The 19,190-nt window shown below is 67.1% G+C and carries 15 protein-coding genes; 11 read left to right on the forward strand and 4 right to left on the reverse strand.

Annotated features, from left to right (window positions below):
- Position 1: 1 nt before the first annotated feature.
- Complete coding sequence (locus FKQ52_RS16330; RefSeq protein WP_168196749.1) at positions 2-178, reverse strand: hypothetical protein; 177 nt, start codon at positions 176-178, stop codon at positions 2-4.
- On the opposite strand from FKQ52_RS16330, the gene FKQ52_RS01950 reads away from it, so the two are divergent.
- Positions 177-1,841 carry a GNAT family N-acetyltransferase gene (locus tag FKQ52_RS01950; protein WP_240811710.1) on the forward strand — a complete coding sequence of 555 codons (1,665 nt, stop codon included), beginning with the start codon at positions 177-179 and terminating at the stop codon, positions 1,839-1,841. The two genes, FKQ52_RS16330 and FKQ52_RS01950, sit on opposite strands and share 2 nt — an antisense overlap.
- Here the strand turns inward: FKQ52_RS01950 and typA are convergent.
- Together typA and FKQ52_RS01960 are read right to left on the reverse strand one after the other, a co-directional pair.
- Positions 1,838-3,670: a translational GTPase TypA gene (typA, locus tag FKQ52_RS01955; protein WP_141625623.1), complete on the reverse strand. Its 1,833-nt coding sequence runs from the start codon at positions 3,668-3,670 to the stop codon at positions 1,838-1,840. The two genes, FKQ52_RS01950 and typA, sit on opposite strands and share 4 nt — an antisense overlap.
- Before the next feature lie 171 nt (positions 3,671-3,841).
- Positions 3,842-5,908, reverse strand: coding sequence for an OPT family oligopeptide transporter (locus FKQ52_RS01960; RefSeq protein WP_141625624.1), 2,067 nt, complete (start codon positions 5,906-5,908; stop codon positions 3,842-3,844).
- Positions 5,909-6,026: 118 nt separating this feature from the next.
- On the opposite strand from FKQ52_RS01960, the gene FKQ52_RS01965 reads away from it, so the two are divergent.
- The 5 genes from FKQ52_RS01965 (at position 6,027) to FKQ52_RS01985 (ending at position 9,777) form a co-directional block, all read left to right on the forward strand.
- Entirely contained in the window at positions 6,027-6,470 is a 444-nt protein-coding gene (locus FKQ52_RS01965) for a cytochrome c (RefSeq protein ID WP_141625625.1), read from the forward strand.
- A gap of 128 nt (positions 6,471-6,598) precedes the next feature.
- Positions 6,599-7,462 carry a bifunctional DNA-formamidopyrimidine glycosylase/DNA-(apurinic or apyrimidinic site) lyase gene (mutM, locus tag FKQ52_RS01970; protein ID WP_141625626.1) on the forward strand — a complete coding sequence of 288 codons (864 nt, stop codon included), beginning with the start codon at positions 6,599-6,601 and terminating at the stop codon, positions 7,460-7,462.
- Positions 7,463-7,510: 48 nt separating this feature from the next.
- Complete coding sequence (locus FKQ52_RS01975) at positions 7,511-8,389, forward strand: TraB/GumN family protein (RefSeq protein WP_141625627.1); 879 nt, start codon at positions 7,511-7,513, stop codon at positions 8,387-8,389.
- A gap of 7 nt (positions 8,390-8,396) precedes the next feature.
- Positions 8,397-8,873, forward strand: a complete 477-nt coding sequence (locus FKQ52_RS01980) for a hypothetical protein (protein WP_141625628.1) — start codon at positions 8,397-8,399, stop codon at positions 8,871-8,873.
- Positions 8,874-8,991: 118 nt separating this feature from the next.
- Positions 8,992-9,777, forward strand: coding sequence for an enoyl-CoA hydratase-related protein (locus FKQ52_RS01985; protein ID WP_141625629.1), 786 nt, complete (start codon positions 8,992-8,994; stop codon positions 9,775-9,777).
- An 89-nt stretch (positions 9,778-9,866) separates the two neighbouring features.
- Here FKQ52_RS01985 and FKQ52_RS01990 read toward each other — a convergent pair whose 3' ends face one another.
- Positions 9,867-10,124: a hypothetical protein gene (locus FKQ52_RS01990; protein ID WP_141625630.1), complete on the reverse strand. Its 258-nt coding sequence runs from the start codon at positions 10,122-10,124 to the stop codon at positions 9,867-9,869.
- A 98-nt stretch (positions 10,125-10,222) separates the two neighbouring features.
- Between FKQ52_RS01990 and FKQ52_RS01995 the strand changes: the two genes are divergently transcribed.
- From FKQ52_RS01995 to dnaN, 5 genes are all read left to right on the forward strand, one after another.
- Complete coding sequence (locus tag FKQ52_RS01995; protein ID WP_141625631.1) at positions 10,223-13,576, forward strand: type ISP restriction/modification enzyme; 3,354 nt, start codon at positions 10,223-10,225, stop codon at positions 13,574-13,576.
- An 88-nt stretch (positions 13,577-13,664) separates the two neighbouring features.
- Entirely contained in the window at positions 13,665-15,569 is a 1,905-nt protein-coding gene (locus FKQ52_RS02000) for a BCCT family transporter (protein WP_141625632.1), read from the forward strand.
- A gap of 129 nt (positions 15,570-15,698) precedes the next feature.
- The gene (gene rpsT / locus FKQ52_RS02005; RefSeq protein ID WP_141625633.1) at positions 15,699-15,968 is read left to right on the forward strand and encodes a 30S ribosomal protein S20; all 270 of its coding nucleotides are present in this window, start codon (positions 15,699-15,701) and stop codon (positions 15,966-15,968) included.
- 445 nt (positions 15,969-16,413) lie between these two features.
- A complete protein-coding gene (gene dnaA, locus FKQ52_RS02010; RefSeq protein WP_370451011.1) occupies positions 16,414-17,874 on the forward strand; it encodes a chromosomal replication initiator protein DnaA in 1,461 nt (486 codons plus the stop codon).
- A gap of 188 nt (positions 17,875-18,062) precedes the next feature.
- Positions 18,063-19,181, forward strand: coding sequence for a DNA polymerase III subunit beta (dnaN, locus tag FKQ52_RS02015; RefSeq protein WP_141625634.1), 1,119 nt, complete (start codon positions 18,063-18,065; stop codon positions 19,179-19,181).
- Positions 19,182-19,190: the final 9 nt, after the last annotated feature.

Below are 19,190 nucleotides of genomic sequence, written 5' to 3' on the forward strand. Positions count from 1 at the left end.
GTCAGCTTTCAATCTGGGCGGGCAAGATTGCTCGCCCGGTCCCAACACGGCCTGTTTCTGTTTGTTTCAGCTGCCCGAAAATGACCTTGGGCTTGCCGTGATTGGCCGACTTCGGGTCTATCTGCGCCATGTTCAAGGTAAACGGCGCGCGGGCGAGCAGATTGATCGGCAGGGCCATGGCCCTGCTGTTCGAGGTGTCACCCCAGATCTTCGCCGCGCTGTGCGTCGGCGCGGGCGCCCTGCTGCTGACTTCCGGCGTGACGCCCGCCTATGAGGACCGGCTGGATCATATCCGCGCCGTCCTGCCGCCGATTCTGATTGAACTGTCCCACTTCGGGGCCAGTATCTCCGGATTCCTCCTCCTGCTGCTGTCGGCGGGGCTCTGGCGTCGTCGGCGGGGCGCCTGGCTGGCCGCCATCGTGGTCCTGCTCGTCGCGGCCTTCTTCTCGCTGCTCAAGGGACTGGATTGGGAAGAGGCGGCGCAAGTGCTGTTGCTCGCCGCGCTTCTGGCCCCCTGCCGCGCGGCGTTCGACCGTCGCTCGCGGGTGTTCGAGACCCTGTCGCCTTCCTGGCTGATGCTGGTCCTGACCGTGGTGGCGGGCATGCTCTGGCTCGGCTTCTTCGCCTATCGCGATGTGGCCTATTCCGATGACCTGTGGTGGAGCCTGCTGATCGACCGTGAGGTGTCGGGCTTCCTGCGCGTCGGCGCCGTTCTCGCCCTGCTGGCCGTCATCGTCGCCGGACGGTCCCTGATCTCCGCCCCGGGCGCCCGCAGCCACGGCCCCGCCGACGACGCCGATATCCAGCGCGCCCTGACGGTGCTGCACGCCGGGGAGGGCGTGATGCCGGACGGCTGGCTGGCCATGCTGCGCGACAAGGCCCTGATGTTCAGCCCCTCGGGCCGGACCTTCCTGGCCTATCGCGTCATCGGTCGCCGCTGGATCACCATGGGAGAGCCTGTCGGCCCGCAGGAGGAGCGTCTGCCCCTGCTCTGGGCCTTCGCCGAGCTGGCCGACAGCTACGGCGGCGTTCCGGTCTTCTATGCGGTCGAGGAAAGCGCGCTGGCCGACCTCGCCACCCTTGGCCTCGCGGTCCGCAAGATCGGCGAGGAGGCCCTGGTCGACACCCACGCCTTCACCCTTCAGGGCAAGTCGCGCCAGAACCTGCGCACCGCCGTCAATCGCTGCGAACGCGAGGGGGCGAACTTCGAGATGCTCCCGCCCGGCGGCGCCGCGGACGTCATGGACCAGCTGAAGGCCGTGTCCGATGTCTGGCTGACCCACCACATCGGGGTCGAGAAGGGGTTTTCGCTGGGCCGTTTCGATCCGGCCTATCTGACGCTCACCCCGGTCGCTGTCGTGCGGCAGGAAGGACGGATCATCGCCTTCGCCAATCTGATGCCCGGCGGCGACCGGCTGGCGGTGGACCTGATGCGCTTCACCCCCGATGCGCCCCCCGGCGTCATGGACTATCTGTTCATCCGCGCCATCGAATGGGCGAAGGAGGCCGAGTACCGCTGGCTCGACCTCGGCCGCGCGCCCCTGGCGGGCCTCGAGAACCGTCGTCTGGCCCCCGTCTTCGCCCGCGTCGGCGCCCTTGTGTTCGAGGAGGGCGGCGCCCTGTACGGCTTCGCGGGCCTGCGCGCCTGGAAGGCCAAGTTCGCGCCCGACTGGCGGCCCTGCTTCATCGCCGCCCCGACCTCGACCCCGCTGGCTCTCGCCCTGCTGGACGTCGCCCTGCTGACCAGCGGCGGCTGGACCGGCATGCTGGGCCTGAATGCAAGAAGGGCGAGCCCTGCGGCCCGCCCTTCTGAAGCTCCGGCTATCGCCGACGCAGCCTAGTCTTCCTTCACGCGACGCTTGCGGAAGCTGGGGTTCAGCACCGACTTGCGCAGGCGGATCGACTTCGGCGTCACTTCCACCAGTTCGTCGCTTTCGATGTAGGCGATGGCCTGTTCCAGCGACGGACGACGCGGCGGGGTCAGGCGCACGGCCTCGTCCTTGCCCGAGGCGCGGACGTTGGTCAGTTGTTTGCCCTTGATCGGGTTGACGTCCAGGTCGTCCGACCGCGAGTTCTCGCCGATGATCATGCCCTGATAGGTCTTCTCGCCGGCGCCGACGAACATCACGCCGCGCTCTTCGAGGTTCCACAGGGCGTAGGCCGCCGTTTCACCATCCGAGTTCGACACCAGCACGCCCTTCAGGCGGCCCTCGATCGCGCCCTTGTAGGGCTCGTAGTGGCTGAACACGCGGTTCAGCACGCCCGAGCCGCGGGTGTCGGTCAGGAACTCGCCCTGATAGCCGATCAGCGAACGCGACGGGCAGGCCAGCTGGATACGGGTCTTGCCGGCGCCCGACGGGCCCATGTCCTTCAGTTCGGCCTTGCGGGTCGACAGCTTCTCGATGACCACGCCGGTGAACTCGTCATCCACGTCGATGACCACGTCCTCGATGGGCTCCAGACGCTCGCCGTTCTCGCCGGTCTGATAGACCACGCGCGGACGGCTGATCGACACCTCGAAGCCCTCGCGGCGCATGTTCTCGATCAGCACGCCCAGTTGCAGTTCGCCGCGACCGGCGACTTCATAGGCGTCGGCGCCCGGCGTCTCGGTCACGCGGATGGCGACGTTGGCCTCGGCTTCCTTCAGCAGGCGGTCACGGATGACGCGCGACTGGACCTTGTCGCCTTCGCGACCGGCCAGCGGGCTGTCGTTCACGCCGACGGTCATCGAGATGGTCGGCGGGTCGATCGGCTGGGCGTCCAGCGGCTCGGTGACTTCCAGCGCGCACAGGGTGTCGGCCACGGTGGCCTTGGACATGCCGGCGATGGCGACGATGTCGCCTGCTTCCGACCCTTCGTCCAGCGCCTGACGCTTCAGGCCGCGGAAGGCCAGAACCTTGGTGATACGGCCCTGTTCGATCTGCTTGCCGTCGCGGTCCAGCGCCTTGATCGGCATGCCCGGAATGGCTTTGCCGCTCTCGATGCGGCCGGTCAGGATGCGGCCCAGGAACGGATCGGACTCGATCAGCACGTTCAGGATGCGGAACGGCTGGTCCTTGTTGGCCTGCACGGCGGGCGGCGGCACGTGCTCGACGATCAGGTCGAACAGCGGGGCCAGGGTGTCCGACTTCTCGTTCAGGTCCAGCGTCGCCCAGCCGTTGCGGCCCGAGGCGTAGATGTGCGGGAAGTCCAGTTGCTCTGGCGTGGCGCCGATGGCCTCGAACAGCTCGATGGTTTCCAGGTGAACGCGGTCCGGGTCAGCGTGGGCGCGGTCGACCTTGTTGATGCAGAGGATGGGACGCAGGCCCATCTTCAGCGCCTTGGTCAGCACGAATTTGGTCTGGGGCATGACGCCCTCTTCGGCGTCCACCAGGATGACGCAGCCGTCCACCATGCCCAGGATGCGCTCGACTTCGCCGCCGAAGTCGGCGTGGCCGGGGGTGTCGATGATGTTGATGCGGGTCTCGCCGGCCTTGCCGTTCCACAGCACCGAGGTGGCCTTGGCCAGAATGGTGATGCCGCGCTCTTTTTCCTGGTCATTGGAGTCCATCGCGCGCTCGGTCGTCGCTTCGTTGGCTCGGAACACGCCCGATTGAGCGAGCAGTTGGTCAACCAGGGTCGTCTTGCCGTGGTCAACGTGGGCGATGATGGCGACGTTGCGCAGATTCATTTGAGTATCGCGAATGGGCGGCCGGAACGGTTCGGGCCGCTGGACAGGGCGTAATTGCAGGGAAGGCGCGCGCCTCATACAGGCCCGAACGCCGAAACGCCAGTGCGCGTGAAGCACGCACTGGCGCCGGATGTTCGCTTATCGCCGCCGAAAGCGGCGATCAGAGGGCGGTCAAACCTTGGCCGACTGGCGCTTGATCCAGTTGTACAGCGCTAGGGCGATCAGGCCGAAGACCAGCGCGCCGGTCAGCATGCCGCCGCCTTCCGGCCAGTGCTCGCCGATGCCGAAGACCGCGAACGGCGCCTCGTTTTCGGTGCCGCCGATGACGCCCGCGTTCAGCACGCCGAACAGGCTTTCGCCGACGATCAGGCCGGAGGCCATCAGGATGCCCATGCGCTTGCCGACCTCCTCAAACGACTTGCCCTTCAGCGCCTTCTCGTAAAGCCAGCCGGCGGTCGCGCCGATGACCAGCATCGTCGTGATGGCGGCGGGCAGGTAGAAGCCGATGCCGACGGCCAGCGGCGGCAGCTTGACCTTGCCCTTGGTCGTCGCGCTCAGCACGGCGTCCAGAATGATCACGGCCACGCCGATCACGGCGCCGACGCCGATCAGGTCCCAGCGCAGGTCGCCGCTGATGACGCCCTTGGCCAGAGCCGAGATCAGGGTCGCCTGCGGCGCCGCCAGCGGCTCAGAGGCGATGCCCACCGGTCCACCCTCGAAGCCGAACGCGCGGTTCATGGCGTTCAGCACGAAGGGGATGACGATGGCGCCGGCGACCACGCCGACGATCAGGGCCGTCTGCTGACGCCACGGCGTGGCGGCCACCAGCTGACCGGTCTTCAGGTCCTGCAGGTTGTCGTTGGCGATGACGGCCACGGCGAAGACGATGGCGGTGACGATCAGGGCGTAGGTGATGAAGGCCGGATCGGCCGGTACGCCCGCGATGGCGATGACGGCCAGCATCAGCAGTGAGGCGACCACGATCGCCAGAATGCCGACGCCCGACACCGGGCTGTTCGACGAACCGATCAGACCGGCCATGTAGCCGCAGATCGCGGCCACGGCGAAGCCGATGATGACCACATAGACTACGCCGCCCGCGACCAGCATCGGGGCGGTGGCGGCCAGCGCGGGCTGGGTGTTGGCGACGAAGGCCAGCAGGGCCGCGATGCCGATCACGCAGGCGACGGAGACGCTGCCGACCCAGTTGATCGGAATGTCCTGCTCGGTGCGGTCCAGCACTTCGCCGCCCTTGCGCCTTGCCTGGGTGGCCAGCGCCGAGGTCAGGCCGCCGACCAGCGGGCCGGCCAGCTTGATCAGGGTCCAGATGGCGGCCACGCCGATGACGCCCGCGCCCATGAAGCGGACTTCGTTGCGCCACACGGTATTGGCCAGTTCAGCGGCCGATGCGCCCGGCGCCACGCTGGCGGCCAGCGATTCCAGACCCATCCCGGCGGTCCAGGTGACATAGTCCGGCGAGGTCATGATCGGAACGATGATGAACCAGGCGACCAGCAGGCCGAACAGCTGGGCCAGACCCACGGTCAGGCCGATCAGGTGACCGGCGCCCAGCAGGGCGAACTGCATCCCGGCGCCCAGACCGGTCGCGCCGCCGCCGAGCGCGGCGGGCAGTTTGACGAAGCGGGCGGCTTCACCGGCGAACACGCGCGCCGCCTGCAGGAAGGCGAACAGGGCAGAGGCGACGGCCGACCAGACCACGACCCACAGGCCGGCCTTGTTTTCCCGCACCGCGCTTTCGGTCTGATCCGCGCCGCGCGAACCGACCTTCAGCACCTCGGCCGCGGCCACGCCTTCGGGGTAGGGCAGGCCGCCGTTGACGACCAGCGCCCGGCGCAGCGGGATCGAGAAGGTGACCCCCAGAATGCCGCCCAGCAGACAGATGGTGATCGACTCCCAGATCGGGAACTCGCGCCAGGCGCCGACCATGATCAGGCCGGGCAGGACGAAGATGATGGCGCTCATCGCCCCGCCGACGGAGGCGACGGTCTGCACCGTCATGTTTTCCCAGATGGTCGAGGTGCGGAACGTCCGCATTACCGCCATGGCGATCACCGCCGCCGGAATGGCCGAGGCGAAAGTCAGTCCGACCCGCAGGCCCAGATAGACGTTGGCGGCGGTGAAGATCACCGCCAGAAGACAGCCCAGGATCAGCGCCCGGATCGTCAGTTCAATGCGTTTGCCGCCCGGCGTTGCAGGCGTGTTGGTGGCGTCCGTCATGCGGCCCTCTCCCGATGTTGCGCGGACCTAAACCCGAAACTGTGCAGCCGTCGAGAGGCGGCGCGATTGACAGCGCCGCCGCCGCGCCCGACCGTCGCCGAAACGGGAGGGAGACCCCATGAAGAGAATGCTGATCCTGTCCGCCGTCGGCCTGCTGTGCCTCGGCGGCGCCGCCAACGCCCAGGGCGCGCCCGAGGCGCTGGTGAAGGCCCGTCAGGCGGGGATGATCCTGTCCGGCAATGTCGTCGGCGGCATCAAGGCGGCCATCGACGCCGGTCAGGCGCCCTCGACCCAGCGCGGCGCCGTGCGTGGTCTGGCGCGCTGGGCGCACACCCTGCCGGACCTGTTCCCCGAAGGCACCGATCCGGACACCGTGGACACCGGCGCCAAACCCGCCGTCTGGACGGATCGCGCCGGCTTCAATGCGAAAGCCGCCGAGTTCTCCGCCGCCGTCGACCGCCTGTCCCAGCTCTCACAGGGCGATGACGCCGCCGCCTTCTCGGCCCAGTGGGCCACGGTCCGCGCCGGCTGTCAGAGCTGTCACTCGGTCTACAAGGACTAGGCGTCGCGCCCGGCCGGTGATTAGGGGTTGGTGATTGGTGGTCGCCGGTTCACCACCGGAGCCCCGATGGCGCCGGCCGCTGTGCGCCACCCACCAATCACCGATCACCAACCACCGCGAAGCCGCCCATGCCCGAACTTCCCGAGGTCGAAACCGTCCGACGCGGCCTGCAGCCGGTGATGGAGGGCGCGCGACTGGATCGGACGCGCCAGAACCGTCCCGACCTGCGTTTCCCCTTCCCCGACCGCTTCCCGGAACGGCTGGACGGCGCGGTGGTCGAGCGGATTGACCGGCGGGCCAAATATCTGCTGATGCGGCTTTCGACCGGCGAGACCTGGGTGACCCACCTCGGCATGACCGGCCGCTTCACCCTCGACGGCCGCCAGCTGGGCGAGTTCGAGGAGCCCGCCCCCATCGCGGGCAAGCACGAGCATATGAGCTTCTGCGCCACCCTGAACGGCGTCACCCATCGCGTGGGCTTCGCCGACGCCCGCCGCTTCGGCTTCATGGGCCTGATCCCCACCGATCAGGTGGAAGCCCATCCGTGGTTCGCGGGCATGGGGCCCGAGCCGCTGGGCAACGCCTTCTCCGGCGCCCACCTGTCGGAGGTGTTCGCGGGCCGCAAGCAGAACATCAAGGTCAGCCTGCTGGACCAGCGGCTCGTCGCCGGTCTGGGCAATATCTACGTCTGCGAGGCCCTGTACCGCGCCCGCATCTCGCCGTTGGTCGCCGCAGGCAAGGTTTCCCGCCCCCGCCTCGAAACCCTCGCCGCCGTCATCCGCGATGTCCTGAACGACGCCATCGAGGCGGGCGGTTCGACCCTGCGCGACTTCGCCAACGCCGAGGGCGGGCAGGGCTATTTCCAGCACCGCTTCGACGTCTATGGCCGCGAGGGCGAACCCTGCCGCGCTGAAGGCTGCACCGGCGTGGTCAAACGCATCGTCCAGTCCGGCCGCTCGACCTTCTTCTGTCCGGTCTGCCAGAAGCGCTAGCTCCCGCCCGGGTTTTCCGGCACGACTGACGGGTCGAAGGGAGTGTGCATGCGTCAGTGGTGGATTTCCGGCCTCGCGGCCCTCGCGCTCTGCGTGGTCTCCCCGGCCGTGGCCCGCGCCGATCCGCCGGTCTGGCGGGTCAGCGATGCGGACACCGAGATGGTCCTGTTCGGCTCCATCCACGCCCTGCCGGAGGGCGTCGACTGGCGCAGCGAGGCGCTCGACAAGGCTCTGGCCGGGGCCGATCTCGTCGTCTTCGAAATCCTGACGCCCACCTCCGAAGAGGAGGAGACGGCGGCCTTCATGCCCATGCTGCGCTATCTGGTCAGCCCGCAGCCCCTGCATGCCGTCGTCAGCGCGGAGACCTACGCCCGGGCCCTCGCCCATGCGAAGGCGCAGGGGTTCGAGCCCCCGATGTTCGACATGCTGCGCCCCTGGGCCGCCGCCATGATGCTGGACATGGGGGCGGATGAGGCCCGGGGCCGGTCGGGCGATCTGGGGGTCGACACCACCATCGAGACGGCCCTGCGCCCTGACCAGCGCACCGAGGCCCTCGACACCGACGCCCTGCTCCACGCCACCATGCAGGCGCTCGCCGAAGCCGGCGACGCCGAGGGCGAGCAGTTGCTGATCGAGACCCTGGACGCCCTCGATGAGGAAACCGAACTCGACATGGAGATCGAGAACGCCTGGGTCCGGGGCGACCTCCAGCCGATCCTTGACGACATGGCCGCGATGAAGGCCGAGGCGCCGCGCCTGTATCAGGTCATCCTCGTCGACCGGAACAACGGCTGGATGCCGGCGCTCAAGCGGATGATGGGCACCGAACGCCGCGTCGTCGTCATCGCCGGCGCGGCCCATATGGTCGGCGAGGACGGCCTGCCGACCCTGCTGCGTCAGGCGGGCTACAGGGTCGAGGGGCCGTAGCAGCCCCATGAGCCTGCGCGAGAAACAACTCTGGGCCAGCCTGCTCGCGGGCCTTCTGGTCTGGGGCGCCTATGCGGCCCGGGTCGTGCCGATCCTGCTCGATCCCGCCCACCCACACCCCGCCCGCGCGACCGGTCTGGCCTTCCTGATCGCCCTGATCGTCTTCGTCATCGTCGAGGGCGCGCTGGCCGCCGCCATGGCCTGGTTCCAGCGCCGCCACCGCCCGGCCCGGGATCAGGCCCTGACCGAAGCCGCCCTCGTCGCGGGTCAGGTCGCGCTCGTCGTCCTGATCACCCTCGTGGTCGTGACCCTGCTCGGCCTGTGGGGCTTCGCCGTCTGGATCGAGAGCCAGTACGCCGTCGGCATCGGGACGACGATGTTCAGCCGCGCGCCCATGCTGCTCGCCAATCTCCTGCTGATCGAGATCCTGCTCGCCAAGGGCGTGCGGACGATCCTGACCCTGCTGCTGGTCCGGCGGCGCTGATCAAGGGCAGGTGAAGAGTGAGTGGTGAGTCGTGAATGGCGCGGACATCGACCGTTGCCGCCGCTCCCGCTACTCACTACTCACCCCTCACTCTTCACCCGCCGCCGGAGCGTCTTCCATGGACACCTACGCCAACATCCTGATCGAGCGTCACGACGACGGCTATGCGGTGGTCACCCTGAACCGGCCCGAGGCGCTGAACGCGCTGAACTCGGCCCTGTTCGCCGACATCGCCGCCTTCCTCGACAGCGTCGAACACGACGACAGCGTGCGCTGCCTGATCCTCACCGGTTCGGGCGACAAGGCCTTCGCCGCCGGCGCCGACATCAAGGAGATGGCCGGTCAGTCCTACGCCCAGATGTACACGGGCAACTATTTCGCCCTCGGCCACGACCGCATCACCCGCTTCCGCAAGCCGATCATCGCCGCGGTCAACGGCTTCGCCCTCGGCGGCGGCTGCGAGCTGGCCATGCTGTGCGACTTCATCATCGCCAGTGAGAAGGCGAAGTTCGGCCAGCCCGAGATCAACCTCGGCGTCGCCCCCGGCATCGGCGGCTCCCAGCGCCTGACCCGTCTGGTCGGCAAGTCCAAGGCGATGGACATGGTCCTGACCGCCCGCATGATGGACGCCGCCGAGGCCGAGCGCGCCGGCCTCGCCTCCCGCGTCGTCCCCCATGACGACCTGCTGGCCGAAACCCGCAAGATCGCCGCGAAGATCGCGAGCCAGAGCCCCCTGGCCGTCATGGCCAACAAGGAAATGGTCAACGCCGCCCTCGAAACCACCCTGACCCAGGGCGTCCAGTTCGAGCGCCGCCTGTTCCACTCCCTCTTCGCCTTCGACGACCAGAAGGAAGGCATGGCCGCCTTCGTCGAAAAGCGGAAACCCAACTTCACCGGCCAATAAGCGCGCCCCGTCTGCTCCCCGTCGCCCCTCGACGGGGAGGGGGACCGCGCGACGCCCGCAGGGCGCCGCGGGGTGGAGGGGCTCCGGCCTCAGGCGGCCTTGCGGCCCAAGCGTTCGATCTGATCGTTAAAAGCCGCGCAGACCGTCAGACGCTCTTCAGTCGGGAGCCAGTTCGACATCTGCGGCACCACAGTCGTCCAGAATCGCAGCTGCTTTTCGGTCAGCGGCATGGCATCCGCCGCCTCGAGCGTTTGCAGCAAATTCCCCAACCGCGCTCGAACAGTGTCGATGTCGGGGGTTATGGACGGCCGCTCCGCCGCCATGGAAAAAAGCTCGAACTGAGACATTCGGGGATCATCGCGCGATTCTGGGCGAGGTCCAGACGTCGTTATGGTTGCGCAAATACGATCCCCAAGCGATTGAAGGGGGTGTCGAGGGGGCATGGATGTCTGTGACTGAGGAATTGGCGAAGGCTGTTTCGCGTTTTGGCGCATCGGCCACGTCCAAGCTGAAAAATTCGGCAGTCATTGGTCAGCCCGAAGATCAGCTTCGAGCGCCGCTCGAGGGGCTTGTCGCCGACCTTTGCGCTCTGATCGGCCCGGCGGCTGATGGAACCGTCCTCGTCGGCGAAACCTCGCTGGCCGATCTTCTGACCCGGCCCGACTACGCCGTCATCCGCAAGGGAGCGCTGATCGGCCACATCGAGGTGAAGGCGCCCGGCAAAGGCGCGGACCCCCGCAAGTTCAAGGACAAACACGACAAGGCCCAGTGGGAGAAGCTGAAGGCTCTACCGAACCTCATCTACACGGACGGGAACGCCTTCTCTTTGTGGCGCGATGGTGAGAAGGCTGCTGAGATCGTTGTCCTGGATGGCGACATCGAGACGAGCGGCGCCGATCTGAAGGCGCCGTTCGCCCTGCTCTCGCTTCTGGAAATCTTCCTCGACTGGGTGCCGATTTCTCCGCGGACGCCGAAGCAGTTGGCCGAGACCTCGGCACGCCTCTGTCGCCTTCTCCGGGATGAGGTTCTCGAACTGCTTGAGCGCGAACCGCCATCGACCGTTCTGGTCGGGCTGCGCGATGATTGGCGCCAGCTGCTCCTGCCGGAGGCGACCGACGCTGATTTCGCCGACGGGTTTGCCCAGGCGGTGACCTTCGGCCTGCTGATGGCGAAGGCGCGGAACATCGATCTCAGCCTCGGCATAGACGCGGCGGCGAAGACACTCAGCCAGACGAACACCCTTATCGGTTCGGCGCTTCGTCTTCTGATCCAGCCGACGGCCGACGCCCATATTCTGGAGACCTCGATCCAGACCCTGGTCCGGGTGCTGGACGTGGTGAAATGGAAGGCCCTGTCCAAAGGCCATCCCGAGGCCTGGCTCTATTTCTACGAGGAGTTCCTGCAGGCTTACGACACCTCTCTTCGCAAGAAGACGGGCAGCTACTACACGCCGCCCGAGGTCGTCACCGCCATGGTGCGGATGGTGGATGAGGCGTTGCGCTCACCTGCTCGGTTCAATCTCGCGCGGGGTCTCGCGGCGTCGGAGGTTACGGTCGCCGATCCGGCAGTGGGCACCGGAACCTTCCTTCTGGGCGTGCTGAACAAGATCGCGAGAACGGTCGAAGATGAAGAAGGGGCCGGCTCGGTTCCCGCGGCTGTTCAGGCTTCGCTCAAACGCCTGATCGGGTTTGAGCTTCAGTTCGGCCCGTTCGCGGTGGCCCAGTTGCGTCTGCTGGCCGAGATCGCGGAGCTGACGGAGGCGGACCCGGACAAGACGGATTCCACGGCCCTGCGTCTGTATATCACGGACACCCTCTCCGATCCGGATGAGGAGACCCAATGGGTTCCGACCTCGGTAGCCGGCATCGCGGAGTCGCGCCGTGAGGCGAACCGGATCAAGCGGCACGAGGCCATTACCGTCGTCATCGGCAACCCGCCCTACAAGGAGAAGGCCAAGGGGCTTGGAGGATGGGTCGAAAGCCGGGGGCCGGGACTGCGCACGCCTCTCGATGACTGGCAGCCCCCGGTCGAATGGGGCGTCGGGGCCCACGCCAAACATCTGCGGAATCTTTACGTCTATTTCTGGCGCTGGGCGGCGTGGAAGGTCTTCGGCGGCGATCCCTTCCGGGGTGGTACGGACACCGCCGCCATCGACGACTGGACCCGGCGTCAGGGCATCGTCTGCTTCATCACCGTGGCCGGCTTCCTGAACGGACCGGGTTTCGAGAAGATGCGTGCTGATCTGCGTCGCGATGCGGACGAAATCTGGGTCATCGACTGCACGCCCGAGGGGCATCAGCCGCCGGTGTCCTCGCGCATCTTTGATGGGGTTCAGCAGACGGTCTGCATCGTCATGGCCCTGCGCAAACGACCGGACAGCCCGTCGGGGTCGGCGCGGGTTCGGGTGCGTTCCTTGCCCGAAGGGGCGCGCAAAGAGAAGTTCGACGCGCTTGCGGCGATTGGTCTGGATGACGCTGGATGGGTGGAAGCGCCTCAAGAGCCGCGTGCCCCCTTCCTGCCTGCTGCCGAGGCAGCGTGGGGTGGCTACCCGGCGCTTGATGAGCTTTTTGTCTACAACGGCTCTGGAGTGATGACGGGCCGGACTTGGGTTATCGCGCCAGATGCTCAATCGCTTAAGGAGCGCTGGGCGCGCCTGGTTGCTGAGAAGGATGTCGCAAGGAAGGAAAATCTTTTCCATCCGCACATGAATGGCGACCGGACGCTGACCAAGGTCGTACGGGAATCCTTGGCCGGCCATAAGCATCCGCCATTGTCGGTGAATGATGACGAAGGGACGGGAAATGCCCCTCTTCCCTATGCCTTCAGATCCTTTGACCGACAGTGGGTGCTTCCCGACAATCGCCTGATTAATCGGGCGAATCCGACCCTGTGGGATGGCCACTCTGAGCAGCAGGTCTATTTCACTGCGCCTCACGACCGAACGCCGACCGCCGGGCCGTCCTTGACGGCAACTTCTCTGATGCCGGATTTGCACCACTACAATGGTCGCGGTGGTCGAGTTTTTCCGCTTTGGGGTAACGCTGACGCGACGCAAGCTGGTTTCTCGCCCGTTCTGATCAAGTCACTAGGCGAGACCTACGGCTTGGCGATTTCGCCCGAAGATCTGATGGCCTACATCGCTGCCGTCGCCGCCCATCCCGGCTACGTCGAGCGGTTCCGAACGAATCTCAAACAGCCCGGCCTGCGCATTCCCGTCACCGCCGATGGGGCCTTGTTCGCTGAGACTGCCAAGCTGGGCCGTGAGGTCATCTGGCTCCACACCTTCGGCGAGCGGTTCCAGGACGACCGCCCCGCTGGCTCGCCGCGCGTGACCGATGGCCCCGAACCCACGATCCCCAAAGAAGGGGCGCTGCCCAAGACCTTGGCCGAGATGCCGCGCGATCTTGAGTATGACTCGGCTCTGAAGCGCCTGAAGATCGGTACGGGCTTCATCGACAATGTGTCGCCCGAAGTCTGGGCCTATGAGGTTTCGGGCAAGCCCGTGATCCGCCAGTGGTGGAGCTATCGACGCGAGGATCGCTCCAAGCCCCCGATGGGCGACAAGCGGCCGCCGTCGCCGCTCAGCCTGATCCAGCCGACCGAGTGGCTGGCGGAGTACACTACCGAACTGCTGAACGTGCTGCGGGTGCTGACGCGCTTGGTGGCGCTGGAGTCGCATCAGGATGAACTTCTGGGTCGGATCGTGGACGGGCCGACGATCGAGGCTGAGGATCTTGTACAATCTGGCGCGCTGACGGCCGTACCATCGAGGAGTCTCGCCTCAGACGAGGAAGGCTAGAGCGTTTCATCCCTATCGCCTTGATCCGGCGATCTCGCCTTTCCGACTCTTTTTCGGAACCCTCCCGCTAAGGTGACGCTTGAGCTCAATGCTCAAAGCCAAGATGAACCCCCGCGTCTTCTGGGGGGCGAGCCTGATTATCGGGCTGCTCCTCCTCCTCGCCCTGCTCGCGCCGGGCGCTTCCGACAGGGTGTTTCAGGCCGCCCAGGCGTGGGTGATCGACACCTTCGGCTGGTTCTACATCGCCGCCGTCGCGGGCTTCCTCGGTCTGGTCCTGATCCTCGCCGTCGGGCCGACCGGGGCGCTGAAGCTGGGGCGGGACGACGCCGAGCCGGACTTTCCCTACATCTCGTGGCTGGCGATGCTGTTCGCGGCGGGGATGGGCATCGGCCTGATGTATTTCGGCGTCGCCGAGCCGATCCAGCATTTCATCAACCCGCCGGCTGAACAGGGCGGCACCTTTTCCGCCGCCCGCGAGGCCATGGGCATCACCTTCTTTCACTACGGCGTCCATGCCTGGGCGATCTACGGTCTGGTCGGGCTCAGCCTGGCCTTCTTCGCCTACCGGAAGAACCTGCCCCTGACCCTGCGCTCGGGCCTGTCGCCGCTGCTGGGCAAGCGGGTGAACGGGCCGTTGGGCGACGCCGTCGACATCTTCGCCATCTGGGGCACGGCCTTCGGCATCGCCACCTCGCTGGGGTTCGGCGTGTCCCAGATGAACAGCGGCCTGTCCTATCTGCTGGGCATCCCCAACACCGTTTGGGTGCAGGTCGGGCTGATCGCCGTGGTCATGGCGGCGGCGACGCTGTCGGTGCTCAGCGGGGTGGGCAAGGGGGTGCGGCGCCTGTCCGAGCTGAACCTGACGCTGGCCGTCCTGCTGATGATATTCGTGCTGGCGGTCGGGCCGACCGGCTTCCTGTTCAAGGCGCTGGTCCAGAATTTCGGCTTCTACCTCGACCATTTCTTCGAGCGCAGCTTCCTGATGTACGCCTATGAGCCGCGGGCGTGGATGGCGGACTGGACGCTGTTCTACTGGGCCTGGTGGATCGCCTGGTCGCCCTTCGTCGGCATGTTCATCGCCCGCATCTCGCGCGGTCGCACGGTACGGGAGTTCATCCTGAACGTCCTGCTGGTCCCGGCGGGCTTCACCTTCCTCTGGATGACGGTCTTCGGGAACACCGCCATCAGCCTGGACATGGGGGCGGCGGCCGGGGCCATCTCCCAGGCCGTGACGGCCGACCTCTCGACCGCCCTGTTCCACTTCCTCGAGCAGCTGCCCGGCGCCGCCATCACCTCGACCCTGGCGATCATGCTGGTGGCCGTTTTCTTCGTCACCTCGGCGGATTCCGGGGCCCTTGTCATAGACACCATCGCCTCCGGAGGGGCGGACGAGACGCCGAAATGGCAGCGGCTCTACTGGTGCCTGCTGCTGGGGCTGGTGGCGGCCTTGCTGCTGCTGGCCGGCGGTCTGGGCGCGCTGCAGGCGGCCACGCTCGTGGCGGCCCTGCCGTTCACCGTCATCATGATCCTGATCTCGGTCGGTCTGGTGCGCCAGATGAACGCGGACCTTTCCGGGCGGACGCTGGAGACCGAGGCGCCGCCTCTGTCCGAGCAGCTCAAGCGGATATTCTCGCCGGCCTCCCGCAAGGAGATCGATCGCCAGTTGGCCCGCGCCGGCGTTCCGGCGCTGGAGAGCGTGCGGGACGGCCTGCGGGATGAGGGGTTGGCCGCCGAGGCCGTCGCCGACGAGGGCGGGGCGTCCCTCACCGTCGATGTGACCGAGGGCCGGGCCTTCCACTACCGGCTCTCCGCGCTGCGGCGTCCGCGTCCGGCCCTCAGCGCCCTGGATGCGCCCGAGGGACGCCGGACCATGGAGTGGCGGCTGTCCGCCCGCTCGGACGACGCCGGTCGCGCCCGGGACGTCACCGGCTTCACCCGCGACCAGCTGGTCGAGGATGTGCTGGATCACCTGCAGCGCTGGAGGCGGGGATGAGGGGACACGGAATCCGAGTCAGACTCGCCTTGATCCCCCCGACCCTTTCCGCTATAGCCGCGCGCTCTTGAGATTTCCGCACGCCGTGGATGTGAGTTCCGCGGCGTTTTCCGTTCGAAGGTTTGACTGATGGCCAACAATCCCGGCGCCAAGAAAGCGATCCGCAAGATCGCCGCCCGCACCGAAGTGAACAAGGCGCGCCGCACGCGCGTCCGCACCTTCCTGCGCAAGTTCCAGGAAGCGGTCACCGGTGGTGACGCCGGCGCCGCCAGGACCGCGTTCGTCGAAGCTCAATCGGAGCTGATGCGCGCTGTGTCGAAGGGCGTCGTTCACAAGAACACCGGCTCGCGCAAGGTCTCGCGCCTGGCCGCGCAACTGAAGAAGATGTCGGCCGCCTGATTTTCGGGCGCCGGACGGCCTTTCACAGGCCTGTCATGGTAAACACGAGCGATTTCAACGGCGAGGGCGCGCAAGCTCCCTCGCCGTTTGCGCGTGCGGCGGTAACCGTTATCACGCGAAACGGCGCTCGCTTCTGTGGCGAAATCTGGATTTCCCAAGGCGGTGACAGCACTTGCTGGAGTCAACAATTTTAACTGCAAATTGAGTCTCGAATCAGCGTTGACCCGCCCTTCGCCGGGCGTAAGTTCAAGGGGCTGACGCACTTCCATCCCCACACGGATGAAGACGGCGCGGAACCCTGTTCCGCACCGGCGTGAGCCGTCTGATCGAGAGAACGACCCCATCCGGGCGGCGGCTTCGTCGCACCGGGCAGGAGAAGTCGTCCCTGCATCGGCCGGTTCAGAAGGGCGTCGCGTGATGGATTTTTGCGGCGGGTGGCTGACCGATGATGGGGAGCGCAATGATGGCGGGGATGACGGATCCGGATCATATCTGGACCGAAGCGGCCGGACGGCTGCGCGGTGAGATCGGCGAGGGGGCGTTCAGTTCCTATATCGCGCCGTCGGCCGTGCGCGTGGACGGCTCGGGTCAACTGATCCTCGTCACCCCGACCGCCTATGCCCGTGACTGGGTGCGCAAGAACGCCCTGCGTCGCATGAACGAGCTGTGGCTGGGCCTCGACGCCCAGGCCCGTCGTCTGGACGTCCGCTGCCGCGCCGAGATGGGCTCGGTCGCCCCGGCCTCGCAGGTCGCCGCCGGCCGCGCCGCCCCTTCGGCCCTGTCGGGCAATGTCGTCGCGATGCCCCACGCCTCCATGCCCCTGGCCACGGTCGCCCCGGTCGCCGACGGCGCCCGCGCCGTGCGCGCCGCCGGTCTGCAGGACCGCCTGACCTTCGACAGCTTCGTGGAAGGTCAGGGCAACGCCTTCGCCCTGGCCATCGCCCGTCAGGCCGCCGCCTGGGCTGACGGTCACTTCAACCCGATCTTCTTCTGCGGCCCCTACGGCTACGGCAAGACCCACCTGCTGAACGCCATCGCCTGGGAGGCCCAGCGCCTGCGTCCGGACGCTAGGGTGGTCTATCTGACCGCCGAACGCTTCCTGTCGACCTTCGTGCGCGCCATGCAGGACCGCTCGACCGCCGCCTTCAAGGACAGCCTGCGCTCGGCCGACATGCTGCTGATCGACGACGTCCAGTTCGTCGGCGGCAAGGCCTCGACCCAGGAAGAACTGCTCTCGACGCTGACCGCCCTGATCGAGGACGGCAAGAAGATCATCCTCTCGGCTGACAAGCCGCCGATGGCCCTGACCGAGGTCGAGCCGCGCCTGCGCAGCCATCTGGCCTCGGGCCTGACCTGCCCGGTCGAACCGGCGGATCGCTCGCTCAAGCTGGCCGTGGCCCGCAACCGCATCGAGGCCCTGGCGAAGCTGGGCGTCGTCTCGGGCGAGGTCCGTCCCGACGTGCTCGAGCATCTGGTCGATCGCACGCCCGGCTCGATGCGCGAGCTGGAAGGCGCCGTGAACACCCTGGCCGCCGTCGCCGCCGGCCGCCTGTCGGCCCTGACCGTCGATGAGGCGCAGGGCCTGCTCGGCTCGGCCCTGCGCGGCGGGCCGGAGCGCCGCATCACCGTCGACGAGATCCAGAAGACCGTCGCCGAACACTTCACCCTCAAGCAGGCCGACCTGCTGTCGGAGCGCCGCACCCGTTCGGTCGCCCGCCCGCGCCAGATCGCCATGTATCTGTGCAAGCAGCACACGACCCGCTCCTATCCGGACATCGGCCGTCGCTTCGGCGGGCGCGACCACACCACGGTCCTGCACGGCGTCCGCAAGATCGAGGAGCTGATCGCCCAGGACGAACAGATCGCCCGCGACGTCGAGGCCCTGACGCGCAAGCTGCGCGGCTGACGCCGCAGTGGCGAGTGATGAGTGACGAGAACGGGCGTTCCACAGGGGCGCCGACTGTTCCACACCTATTCACTCGCCACTCGCCACTCGTCACTCGCCACTTCCTTGCTCCGGCCCGCTAATCCGCTAGTGTCCATACCCCATAGTTTACCGGCGGCTCTCGGTGAGTCGCCGCGGGGCGAGACGACATGCAACTGACCATCGAACGTTCCGCGCTTCTGAAGGCCCTCGGGCACGTCCAGAGCGTCGTCGAGCGTCGCAACACCATTCCGATCCTCTCCAACGTCCTGCTGTCGGCGGGCCGCGACAAGCTCAGCTTCGCGGCCACCGATCTCGACATGGAGATGGTCGACGAGGCCGAGGCGACCGTGAACGTCGAGGGCCAGATCACCGCCCCGGCCCACACCCTGTACGAAATCGTCCGCAAGCTGCCGGATGGCGCCGAGGTGTCCCTGTCCTATTCGGGCGACGACCCCCGCCTGCTGGTCCAGGCCGGTCGGTCCAAGTTCAACCTGCCGGTCCTGCCGGCCGGCGACTTCCCGGTCATGTCGACCGAGACCACGGGCGCCCGCTTCACTCTGACGAAGGAAGACCTGGCCCGGCTGATCGACAAGACCCGCTTTGCCGTCTCGACCGAAGAGACCCGCTACTATCTGAACGGCCTGTATCTGCACACGGTGGCCGAGGGCGGCATTCCGCTGCTGCGCGCCGTGGCCACCGACGGGCACCGTCTGGCGCTCGCCGAGACCCCGGCCCCCGAAGGCGCCGCCGGCGGCCCGGGCGTCATCGTCCCGCGCAAGACCGTCGATCAGGTCCGCCGCCTGCTGGATGACGGCGCCGGCGCCGTCGAGGTGCAGGTCAGCCCCCAGAAGATCCGCTTCGAGTTCGGCGAGGCCTCTCTGACCTCAAAGGTCATCGACGGCGCCTTCCCTGACTACATGCGCGTCATCCCCAAGGGGAACGACAAGCAGGCCGACATCGACAACGCCCTGTTCTCCAAGGCCGTCGATCGCGTCGCCACTATCTCGGCGGAAAAGAGCCGTTCGGTGAAACTGGCCTTCGAGCTGGACCGCGTCACCCTGACCGTCCGCAACATGGAGGCCGGGCAGGGCGTCGAGGAAGTCGAGATCGGCTATTCGGAAGAGCCCTTCGAGATCGGCTTCAACGCCCGCTACCTGCTCGACGTCGCCGGCCAGATCACCGGCGAAACCGCCCACTTCAAATTCGCCGACCCGGCCAGCCCGACCCTTGTCCTCGATCCGGGCGATCCGGGCGTCCAGTACGTGCTGATGCCGCTGCGGGTGTGAGGCGAAGTG

Origin of the sequence: Brevundimonas sp. M20, from assembly GCF_006547065.1 — a bacterium.
Lineage (GTDB): Bacteria > Pseudomonadota > Alphaproteobacteria > Caulobacterales > Caulobacteraceae > Brevundimonas.